The organism is Rhizobacter sp. P2_H2, assembly GCF_056403375.1.
The window spans coordinates 1-1,638 of sequence record NZ_JBFUFP010001158.1; the positions used below are offsets into that span (position 1 = coordinate 1).

Consider the following 1,638-nt stretch of genomic DNA (forward strand, 5'->3'; position numbering starts at 1 on the left):
ACGCACCGCGGCGCGCGCGTCCTCGCCGAGCGCGAAAAGATCGTGGCCGGCCAGGCGAACCGTTCCGGTGCTCGGCGTGTCCAAGCCCGCGATGATCGACAACAAGGTGCTCTTGCCCGAGCCGGACGCACCGACGATGGCCGCCGATTGCCGCGCGGCGAGCGCGAAGTCGATCTCGTGGAGAATGGTCAGCACACCGGTCGAGTCCTGCACCTGCTTGGTGACGCGCTCGACGGAAATGATGGATTCGGACATGAATGCTTCTGCAGGTAGACGGCTCACGCGACGCGCGTTGCTGGTTCACTGTACCTTGCTTGCCACGGCAAGCGCGCTGCCGGGGGCTCACGCCGCCACGCCGCGCCGCGTGCTGGTGCTCGGCGACAGCCTGTCGGCCGAGTACGGCCTGCAGCGCGGCGAAGGCTGGGTCGCCCTGCTCGGCGAGCGCTTCGTGCGCGACAAGATCGCCGCCACCGTCGTCAACGCGAGCATCAGCGGCGACACCACCTCCGGCGGCCGCTCGCGCCTGCCGGCGCTGCTGAAGCAGCACCAGCCGGGCATCGTCGTGATCGAACTCGGCGGCAACGATGCGCTGCGCGGCCTGCCGCTCGCGATGACGCGCGACAACCTGCTCGCGATGGTGCGCGCCGCCAAGCAGGCCGGCGCCAAGGTGCTGGTGGTCGGGATGCAGGTGCCGCCGAATTACGGGCGGCAGTACGGCGCCGACTTCGCGGCGCTGTTCGCCCAGGTCGCGAAGACGGAGGACACCGCCCTCGTGCCCTTCCTGCTGAAAGGCGTGGCCGATTCGCCGCAGGCCGACACGATGTTCCAGCCCGACCGCATCCACCCGATCGCGAAGGCCCACCCGACGATGCTGAACAACGTCTGGGCGGCCCTCAAACCAATGCTCGGCTGACCCTCAGCGGTTGCTCTCGCGCTCGTTGCGGCGCTCGGGTCGGTCCTGGCGTTCCTGCCGCTGCTCGACACGCGGCTGCTCCTGGCGCGGTTGCGCCTGCTGCGGCACACGCACCTCGGGCACGCGCGGCGGCTGCTGGGGCTGTTGGGGCGGCTGCGGTGCCTGCGGTTGCGGACGCTGCGGCGCCTGCGGCGGTTGCACCTGGGGCGCGGCCGGATGCTGCACCTGGGGCTGCGCCGGTTGCTGCTGCTGAGGCACCGGGCGCGGCTGCAGTTGCGGCTGGCCGCCGACCGGTGCAGGCCGCTCGCCGCGGTCAACCCGCGGACGGCCCCGCGATTCGCCTTCCTGGTTCACCGGCATCGGATGACGGCGCTCCGGCGTGTTCACCGACGGCGCCTGCGGCTGGGTGGCGTTCGCGACCGGCGGGCGGTTGCCGCCGGGCTGCTGGCCGGCATCGGGCACGTCACGGCCCGGACGCGGGCGCGGCGTGTAGCCGGGCTGTTGCTGCGGTTGCGGACTCTGCTGTTGCGGCGCCTGCCCCAGCTGAGGTTGCTGCGGCTGCTGTTGCGGTTGCTGCGCCACCGGCGTGCCGGGCCGCTCCGGCCGGCCCCAGCCGCCATCGCCGCGGCCGTTGTTCTCGCCACGGCCGTTGTTGTCACCGCGCCCGTTGTTGTCGCGCCCGTTGTCGCGCCCGTTGTCGCGCCCGTTGTCGCGCCCGTTGTCGC

2 protein-coding genes and 1 pseudogene are annotated in these 1,638 nt (G+C 72.2%); 1 reads left to right on the plus strand and 2 read right to left on the minus strand.

Annotated elements, in window-relative coordinates; translation table 11 throughout:
* The coding region (locus tag AC1D15_RS31095; protein WP_477829071.1) for an ATP-binding cassette domain-containing protein at positions 1-255 on the minus strand (255 nt) is incomplete at its 3' end.
* Between AC1D15_RS31095 and AC1D15_RS31100 the strand changes: the two genes are divergently transcribed.
* The gene (locus AC1D15_RS31100; protein ID WP_477829072.1) at positions 254-913 is read left to right on the plus strand and encodes an arylesterase; all 660 of its coding nucleotides are present in this window, start codon (positions 254-256) and stop codon (positions 911-913) included. The two genes, AC1D15_RS31095 and AC1D15_RS31100, sit on opposite strands and share 2 nt — an antisense overlap.
* Before the next feature lie 3 nt (positions 914-916).
* On the opposite strand, the pseudogene AC1D15_RS31105 reads toward AC1D15_RS31100, so the two are convergent.
* Positions 917-1,638: pseudogene (locus tag AC1D15_RS31105) on the minus strand (hypothetical protein); the annotation flags it as partial.